The sequence below is a fragment of the Kitasatospora aureofaciens genome (assembly GCF_019192735.1).
Taxonomy (GTDB): Bacteria; Actinomycetota; Actinomycetes; order Streptomycetales; family Streptomycetaceae; genus Kitasatospora; species Kitasatospora aureofaciens_A.
In genome coordinates this window covers 23,569-32,320 of record NZ_JAHTKP010000078.1, presented here as the reverse complement: position 1 = coordinate 32,320, position 8,752 = coordinate 23,569, and the positions used below count along the sequence as shown (strand labels likewise).

General features: G+C 70.5%; 7 protein-coding genes. 1 reads left to right on the top strand and 6 read right to left on the bottom strand.

The window, feature by feature from the left end; translation table 11 throughout:
• Positions 1-238 precede the first annotated feature (238 nt).
• Complete coding sequence (locus KV557_RS37255; RefSeq protein WP_218206042.1) at positions 239-937, bottom strand: ribonuclease HII; 699 nt, start codon at positions 935-937, stop codon at positions 239-241.
• A gap of 182 nt (positions 938-1,119) precedes the next feature.
• Positions 1,120-1,851, bottom strand: a complete 732-nt coding sequence (locus tag KV557_RS37250) for a TetR-like C-terminal domain-containing protein (RefSeq protein ID WP_256178516.1) — start codon at positions 1,849-1,851, stop codon at positions 1,120-1,122.
• Between the two features lie 199 nt (positions 1,852-2,050).
• On the opposite strand from KV557_RS37250, the gene KV557_RS37245 reads away from it, so the two are divergent.
• The gene (locus tag KV557_RS37245; RefSeq protein ID WP_308130265.1) at positions 2,051-3,592 is read left to right on the top strand and encodes an MFS transporter; all 1,542 of its coding nucleotides are present in this window, start codon (positions 2,051-2,053) and stop codon (positions 3,590-3,592) included.
• A 181-nt stretch (positions 3,593-3,773) separates the two neighbouring features.
• On the opposite strand, the gene KV557_RS37240 is transcribed toward KV557_RS37245, so the two are convergent.
• The 4 genes from KV557_RS37240 to KV557_RS37225 form a co-directional block, all read right to left on the bottom strand.
• Entirely contained in the window at positions 3,774-4,721 is a 948-nt protein-coding gene (locus KV557_RS37240; protein ID WP_218206041.1) for a carbohydrate ABC transporter permease, read from the bottom strand.
• Entirely contained in the window at positions 4,718-5,740 is a 1,023-nt protein-coding gene (locus tag KV557_RS37235; RefSeq protein ID WP_218206040.1) for a carbohydrate ABC transporter permease, read from the bottom strand. The genes KV557_RS37240 and KV557_RS37235 overlap by 4 nt, the downstream gene beginning before the upstream one ends.
• 118 nt (positions 5,741-5,858) lie before the next feature.
• On the bottom strand, positions 5,859-7,244 hold the full coding sequence (locus KV557_RS37230; protein WP_218206039.1) for an ABC transporter substrate-binding protein: 1,386 nt from the start codon (positions 7,242-7,244) through the stop codon (positions 5,859-5,861).
• 251 nt (positions 7,245-7,495) lie between these two features.
• On the bottom strand, positions 7,496-8,710 hold the full coding sequence (locus KV557_RS37225; protein WP_218206038.1) for a cytochrome P450 family protein: 1,215 nt from the start codon (positions 8,708-8,710) through the stop codon (positions 7,496-7,498).
• Positions 8,711-8,752: the final 42 nt, after the last annotated feature.

Sequence of the window (8,752 nt, the reverse complement as noted above, 5' to 3'; positions counted from 1 at the left end):
CGACGGTCGTGGGTGCGGTGGCAGGCGCGCCGCCGGTGGCAGGCGCGTGGAGGGCTTGTGCGTCCGACTCGCGGGGGAAGGGAACGCCGGGGCCCGGGAGGCTCTCGTGAATCTCCGGCTCCTCGGGGAAGACAGGCATACCCGGATATCTATCAAATGCCGGTCGGACGCGCACGGGCACCCCACCCATTGGGCAGCACCGCCGTGCCGGAACCATCCGGCAATTCCAGACGGACCGTCAGAAACCGAGCGTCAACTGTTCGTCGGCGGAGCCTTCGGCCGTGTCCAGGCCGGGCCGGACCCGCTTGAGATGCCGCCACTTCGGCAGTGCGTCCAAGTACGCCCAGGAGAGCCGGTGCTGATCGGTCGGGCCGAACTCCTCCAGCGCCGCGCGGTGCACCGGGGAGGGGTAGCCCGCGTTGTCGGCGAAGCCGTACGCGGGGTGCTGCTCGCCGAGTTCGGCCATCAGGCCGTCGCGGTGGACCTTGGCGAGCACCGAGGCGGCCGAGACGCAGATGCAGGACTGGTCGCCCTTGATCACCGTGCGCACCCGCCAGGGGCCGCCCAGGTAGTCGTGCTTGCCGTCGAGGATCACCGCGTCGGGTTCGACCGGCAGCGCCTCCAGGGCGCGGACGGCGGCCAGGCGCAGGGCGGCGGTCATGCCGAGCTCGTCGCACTCCTGCGGCGAGGCGTGGCCGAGCGCGTACGCGGTGACCCAGTCGGCGAGGACCGGGGCAAGCGCGCGGCGGCGCAGCTCGGTGAGCAGCTTGGAGTCGGTGAGCCCCTCCGGCGCCCTGCGCAGGCCGGTGATGGCCGCGCCGACGGTGACCGGGCCGGCCCAGGCGCCGCGCCCGACCTCGTCCAGGCCGACGACGATCTTGGCGCCGGCCCGGCGGAGCGAGCGCTCGGCGGAGTGCGTCGGCGGGACGATGGGCATCGCAGGTTCCTTCGGCCGGGGAGCCCGTTCAGTTGGGCAGCCCGTTCAGCTGGGGCAGCCTCCAGCCTAAGCCCGCCACCGAGGCGCCCGGAGCCACCCCGAACCGCCCGGAGCGCGGCTCACGTCCGGATCACGACGGACGCCCGGATCGCGACCCCGGATCGCGACCCCGGGATCACGACTCACGCCCGGATCAGCGGCACCAGCACGTCGTCCACCATCCGGACCGCGTAGTCGGGCGCCACGTTCTCCCGGCCGCAGATCTTGACCTGGTAGAGGAACATCGCGGGGACGACGTCCGCAACCATCGGGGTGGCCGCGTCGGGCCGGACGTCGCCGCGCTCGGCGCCGCGGCGGAGGATGTCCAGGATGGTGTCCTTGGTCGGCTCGATCACCCGCTGCACGATGAAGTCCTTGAACACCTCGGCCTGCTGATGGGAGAGCTCACCCATCAGCGCGTGCAGGGCGCTGCCCGCGCTGGAGTTCATCGCCTCCGCGAACACCTCGATGAGCTGGAGCAATTCACCACGGGCGGACCCGAGGTCGGGGATGCCGTGAGGGCGTGGGAGAGTGGAGTCCAGGGCGTCGATAACGAGTTCGACCTTGGACGCCCAACGCCGGTACAGCGCGGCCTTCCCGGTCCGCGCCGCAGCGGCGACACCTTCCATCGTCAGCCGCGCGTAGCCGCCGGAGGTGAGCTGGTCGAGCGTGGCCGCGAAGATCGCGCTCTCCAGTTCCTTCCCCCGGCGCCGCACCGGCCGGGTGAGGACCTCGGCGGCCACCCGCACCGGACAGAGGCCCGCCGAGCCCGAAACCGCCCGCGCCGTCGGCGACGGCGGCGCCGCCGCACCCGCCGCCTCCGCGGCCGGACCGGCCGCCCGGTCCATCGCCTGGCGTCGCACCGAATGATCCATTGTCACCAACCTTAAGGAACGCTTGCGTTCACAAACAGGGCCAGGATATCGTCCACCTTAGTGAACGATCCCGTTCCTTCCCAGCCTGCCGCACGGCGCAGGAGCATGCCGGACCCGAGGTCCGCAGCACACCCAGCACGCAGCACAACAGGCACGCAGCACACCAAGCACATAGCCAGCAGGGGGCACAATCGTGGCTATTCCCGACACGCTCAGCAAGAACTCGCCACCGCAAAGCGGCCAGGGGCGGGGCAAGGGCATAACCCTGGCCGTCATCGCGGCCACGCAGCTGATGGTGGTGCTCGACGCGACCATCGTGAACATCGCGCTGCCGCACATCAAGGACGCGCTGAACTTCTCGACCACCGACCTGTCGTGGGTCATCAACGCCTACACGCTGACCTTCGGCGGGCTGCTGCTGCTCGGCGGTCGCGCGGGTGACATCCTCGGCCGCCGCCGGGTGTTCATCTTCGGCACCCTGCTGTTCGGCCTGGCCTCGCTGCTCGGCGGCTTCGCCCAGGACAGCGGCCTGCTGCTGGCCGCCCGCGCGCTCCAGGGCATCGGCGGCGCGATCTGTTCACCGACGGCCTTCGCCCTGATCGCCACCAACTTCGAGGAAGGGCCGGAACGCAACAAGGCGTTCGGCGTGTTCTCGGCGGTGGCCGGCTCGGGCGCCGCGATCGGCCTGCTGGCCGGCGGCCTGCTCACCGAGTACCTGAACTGGCGCTGGGTCTTCTTCGTCAACGTGCCGATCGCGGTGCTGATCGCGGTCGCCGCGCCGCGCTACATCACCGAGTCCGAGCGCCACGAGGGCCGCTTCGACCTGCCCGGCGCACTCGCCTCGACGCTCGGCCTGGTCGGCCTGGTCTACGGGTTCATCCGGGCCGCCTCGGACGGCTGGTCGGACAGCATCACGCTCGGCTCCTTCGCGGCCGGCGCGATCCTGCTGGTCGCCTTCTTCGTGATCGAGAAGCGGACCGCCCAGCCGATCACCCCCCTGCACCTGTTCGCCGACCGCAACCGCACCGGCGGCCTGGTGATGATGCTCTGCCTGGCCGCGGCCATGTTCGGCATCTTCTTCTACGTCGTACTCTTCGTGCAGGGCCCGCTCGGCTACAGCCCGCTGAGGGCCGGCGTCTCCTTCCTGCCGATCAGCGTGTCGATCATCATCGCCGCGCAGCTCGCGTCCAACCTCCAGGCCAAGTACGGTCCGAAGCCGTTCATGGCGGGCGGCGCGCTGCTGGTCACCGTCGGCCTCAGCTGGCTGACCCAGATGAGCAAGGACAGCGGCTACGTCGACGGGGTGCTCGGCCCCACGGTGGTGTTCGGCTTCGGCATGGGTCTGATCTTCGTCCCGGTGATGCTGCTCGCCGTTGCGGGCGTCCCTGGCGAGGAGACCGGCGCCGCGTCCGGCCTGCTCAACTCGATGCAGCAGATCGGCGGTTCGCTCGGGCTGTCGATCCTGACCACGGTCTTCGCGCACTACGCCACGGCCGAGTTCAAGGTGCAGCTGCCGAAGTTCATGGAGTCGGCCTCGCCGGACCAGCTGGCCCACCTGCAGGAGCACCACGAGTTCCCCCAGGGCACCGACGCCGCCAACTCGGTCCTCACCCAGGGCATTTCGCACGGATTCGTCGTGGGCGCCGCGCTCGCCGCGGTCGCGCTGATCGTCGCGGTCTTCGCGATCAAGGCCAAGGCCAGCGACCTGCCGTCGGAGTCCTCCGGCGTCGCGATGCACTGAGCCACCGCAACCCGCACGGGCCGGCCGGGAGCAGCACGCTCCCGGCCGGCCCGTTCGCCGCCCCCAGCCGCCTGCGCCTTCCCCGGCCGTGCGGCTGCCGCCGACTGCAGACCGTTCTGAACGGGTTCAAAAATCAGTTCTGAACAGGTTCATAAAGCCCTGACCCCTGCTCAGAGCGCCGCTAGCCCTTCACCGAACCCGCCAGCAGGCCGCGGACGAAGTACCGCTGCAGGCTGAAGAAGACGATCAGCGGGACGATGATCGACAGGAACGCCCCCGCCGTCAGCAGCTCCCAGCGCCCGCCGAAGGACCCGGCCAGCTGCGCCAGCCGGACCGTCATCGGCGCCACCTCCGGCGTGCCGCCCGCGAAGGTCAGCGCCACCAGCAGGTCGTTCCAGACCCACAGGAACTGGAAGATCGCGAACGAAGCCAGCGCCGGGGTGCACAGCGGCAGCACGATCGACCGGAAGATCTTGAAGTGCGAGGCGCCGTCCACCACCGCCGCCTCCATCAGGTCCCGCGGCAGCTGGGCGATGAAGTTGTGCAGCAGGAACACCGCCAGCGGCAGCGCGAACATCGTGTGCGCCAGCCAGACCGGCGCGTAGCTGCCCTTCAGGTCCACCGGCGGGATCAGCGTCAGCGAGCCCAGGTGCGCGCCGCCGGAGAACAGCCGCAGCAACGGGATCAGCGCCATCTGGATCGGCACCACCTGGAGCGCGAACACCACGAAGAACACGGTGTCGCTGCCCCGGAACCTCACCCACGCCAGCCCGTACGCCGCCATCGCCGCCAGCACCAGCGGGAACAGGGTGGCCGGGATGCTGATCGCCAGCGAGTTGACCAGGAACGGCATCAGGCCGGTCGAGACGCCGGAGCCGCCCTCGAACAGCACCGTGTGGTAGTTGCCGAGGCCGAGGTCCGGGTGGACGAAGGCGTTCCACCAGCCGTCCGCCGTCACGTCCTGCTTGGGCCGCAGCGAGGTCACCAGCAGGCCCAGCGTCGGGATCGTCCACAGCACCGTCACCGCGATCACGAACACCGAGGCGAGCGGGCTGCTGAACGCCTTCCGGACCGGGCTGCCGCGGCGCGTGCCGAGCGGGTTGCCGTCATGCGCGTTCAACCGGCTCATCGGACCCCACGTTCCTTCCGCAGCTGGACGATGTTGTAGGCCACCAGCGGCAGCACGGCGAGGAAAAGGATCACTGCGAGGGCGCTGCCGTGCCCGGTGTTGAACTGCACGAAGGACTGCGAGTACATCTCGTTCGCCAGCACCTGGGTGCCGAAGTTGCCGCCGGTCATGGTGCGGACGATGTCGAAGGCCTTCAGCGTGGTGATCATGACGGTGGTCAGCACGACCACCACCGTCGTGCGGATCATCGGCACGGTGACGTACCAGAACAGCCGCACCCCGCCGGCGCCGTCCAGCCGGGCCGCCTCGGTGATCTCGTCCGGGATCGCCTTGATCGCCGCCGACAGCACCACCATCGCGAAGCCCGTCTGCACCCAGACCATCACCGCCATCAGCAGGAAGGTGTTCAGCGGCTGGGAGAGCATCCAGTTCGGCGGGTCGTCCCAGCCCAGCGCGACAGCCAGCTGGCTGAGCAGGCCGATCTGCGACTGGCCCGGGCCGCGCGACTCGTAGACGAACTTGAAGATGATCGAGGCGCCGACCAGCGAGATCGCCATCGGCATGAAGATCAGCGACTTGTACACCGCCTGGCCGCGCATCCGGTCCACCAGCAGCGCCAGCACCAGGCCCAGCCCGGTCGCCACCAGCGGCGCGATCACCAGCCAGAGCAGGGTGTTGACCAGCACCTCCTGCACCGACTCGGTGGTGAACGCCCAGCCGTAGTTCTCGCCGCCGACGAAGCGGGTGCCGTCGTCGTTCAGCAGGCTCAGATAGCCGGTGCGCAGCAGCGGCACGACCAGGCCGACCAGGAGCAGCAGCACGGCCGGGCCGAGGAACACGGCGACCGCGAGCGGGCGGGCCAGACGGCCCCGGGCGCGGCCGGCCGCGAAGAACACCACCAGCAGGATGCCGAGGAAGCCCGCGATCGCGCCGAAGCTGTTGGCGAACTTGATCGCCGCGTCGCCCCAAGCGCCGCCGGCGAGCGCGACGGCCGGTGACGGGGTGCCGGGTACGGACATGGCTGTAGGTCCCTCCTGGTGCCGGTGGGAAGGGGGCGGGCGGTGCGGGTGGGTGGCCCCGCACCGCCCTCGGCAGGTGGTCCCGGTGACGCCTGGTGACGCCTGGTGGGTGCGGCGCCTACTGCGGCCAGGCGGCGTCGATGTCGGCGGCGGTCTTCTGGATCGACTGGCCCTCGGCGAACCAGGCGGTCAGCGACTTCCACTCCTGCCCGGAGCCGACCGCGGCCGGCATCATGTCGGAGGCGTCGAAGCGGAAGGTCGCGCCCGGGTCGGTCAGCGCGTCCGCCGACAGCCGGTCGATCGGGTCGGTGTACAGGCTCTTGTCCACGCCCTGGTTGGCCGAGACCCAGCCGGTGGCGGTCTTCACCCGGCTGCTCGCCCAGTCCGAGCTGGACAGGTAGTTCTGCACCGCCTGCACCTCGGGCCGGCTCGCGAACGCGGTCAGGAACTCGCCGCCGCCCTCGACCGGGCTGGCGATCGCCGGGTTCACCGCGGGCAGGTGGAAGGCGAAGATGTCGCCGTCCGGACCGATCTTGGTGTCCTTGGGCCACTGCGCCTTGTAGAAGGACGCCTGCTGGAGCATGAGGCACTTGCCGGTGAGGATCGGCGCGCCCGCGTCCTGGAAGGTGGTGGTGGCGATCGACTTGACGTCGCCGTAACCGCCGTTCACCCAGGCCGGGTTCTGCATCCAGTCGGCGACGGTCTTCATCGCGGCGGTGATCTTCTCGTCGGAGAACTTCACCTGGTGGCCGACCCACTGGTCGTACACGTCACCGCCGTACGTGCCCAGCACCACCTCCTCCAGCCAGTCGGTGGCCGGCCAGCCGGTGGCCGTACCGGAGGCGATGCCGCCGCACCACGGCTTGCCGCCGCCGGCCTTGGCGATCCGGTCGCTGAGCGCCATCAGGTCGGCCCAGGTCTTCGGCACCTCGTAGCCGGCCGCCTTGAAGGTCTTCGGCGAGTACCAGACCAGCGACTTCATGTTGGCGCTCATCGGGGCCGCGTAGAAGGTGCCGTTGACCGAGCCGTAGGTCTTCCAGACCGGGCTCCACTTGTCCTGGTTGGCGACCGTCTGGGCGGGCGGCTTCACCACCTTGCTGCTCTTCACCATCTGCGCCAGCAGGCCCGGCTGCGGGATGATCGCGAAGTCCGGGGCGTTGCCGCCGGCCACCCGGACGGGCAGCTGCGACTCGAAGTCGTTCGAGCCCTCATAACTGATCTTGATCCCGGTGCACTTGCCGAACTCGGCCCAGGACTTCTCCAGGTTGTCCGACTCCGGGCTCAGGATCGAGGCGAACATCGTCACCGTGGTGCCTGAATGACCGGCATACGGCTGGTACTTGGCGCAGTCGCCGGACAGCGTCTGGGCTCCGCCGCCACCGTCACCCGAACCGCCGGAGCTGTTCGAGCAGGCCGCGGTCAGCGCCAGCGCCGCCAGCAGCGCGGGTGCGGCGACCAGGCGGCGGCGTGAACTCTTGGACGGCGCGGTCGGGTTGGGAGTCAATGCGGTCCTCCTCGCCAGGGCGTACTGCCGGCTGTGAGCTGAACGACATTGCGCTGTACCCGAGATGGGCGTGCGGAGATCACCACGGATGGACGGCGGGCCGATCCGACGACGTTAACCCAGCCACCGGCCGCCGCCAAGGTCCGCGTTCGACCTTCATCGGCAAGTGCCCCAGTCGTGACCCGAGCGGCGCCCGGAGACACCGGTGGCCCCGTCCTGCACAGACGGGGCCACGGATTCCTGACGATGCGTCAATGCAGCCGGACCGGCAGCTCCAGGAGACTGTTGACCACCAGCGACGGGCTCGGCCGCAGCTCCTCGTCCGGCACCGCCAACAACAGCTCCGGGAACCGCTCGAACAGCGCCGGCAGCGCCACCCCCGCCTCCAGCCGGGCCAGCGGCGAACCCGGGCAGACGTGCGGGCCATGACCGAAGGACAGGTGGCGGGCCGGGTCCCGGGTGATGTCGAACAGCTCCGCCGTCACCCCGTGCTGCGCCGGATCCCGGCCGATCGCGTTGTACGAGATCAGCACCGGCGCGCCCGCCGGGATCACCGTGTCGCCGACCGGAATGTCCTCCGCGGCGAAGCGGAACAGGAAGTTGCTGGTCGGCGGGGTCCAGCGGAGCGACTCCTCCACCACCGCGTCCCAGGACACCTGCCCCGACCGCACCAGCTCCAGCTGGTCCGGGTGGGACAGCAGCGCCCGGACGGCGTTGCCGATCAGGTTCACCGTGGTCTCGTGCCCGGCCGCGATGATCACCCGCAGGGTGGCAGCCGCCTCCGCGTCGGTCAGCGCCCCGCCTTCGGTGTCCGCCGCCAGCAGGACGCTCGCCAGGTCGTCGCCGGGGGCCGAACGGCGCTGCGCCACCAGGTCGTTGACGAAGGCGTTCAGCCCAGCGACGGTCGCCTGGATGCCCGCCGGGTCGGGCTTGATGCCGAAGAACCGCTCGTACAGGTCGCGCAGCACCCCGTGGTCCGACTCCGGGACGCCCAGCAGCGAGCAGATCACCGTCATCGGCAGCGGGAACGCGAACGCCGACTTCAGATCCGCCACCGGCTCGCCCGCGGCCAGCGCGTCCAGCAGCCCGTGGGTGATCTCCTCGACGCGCGGGCGCATCAGCTCCACCCGGCGCGGGGTGAACGCCTGCGCCACCAGGGCCCGCAGCCGGCGGTGCTCGGCGCCGTCCGTGGTCACCATGCTCGGGCCGGGCACGGCCAGGCCGATCAGCGGCCAGGTCTTCGGGACCTCGCCGCGCTGGTAGGCCGCCCAGTGCACGGCGTCCTTCACCAGCCGGGCGTCGGTCAGCAGATCGCGCGCGGCCGCGTGCTGCGTCACCGCCCACGCGGCGACCCCGCCGGGCAGCTCCACCGGCACCGCCGGGCCGGCGGCGCACAGCAGGGCGCCCTCGGCGGCGTTGTCGCGGGCCAGCGGGTCGAGGGCGATCGGGGCCGGGGCGGCGGTCATCGGCAGCAACTCTCCTTCGGTCTGAGGAATTTCGGACGATCA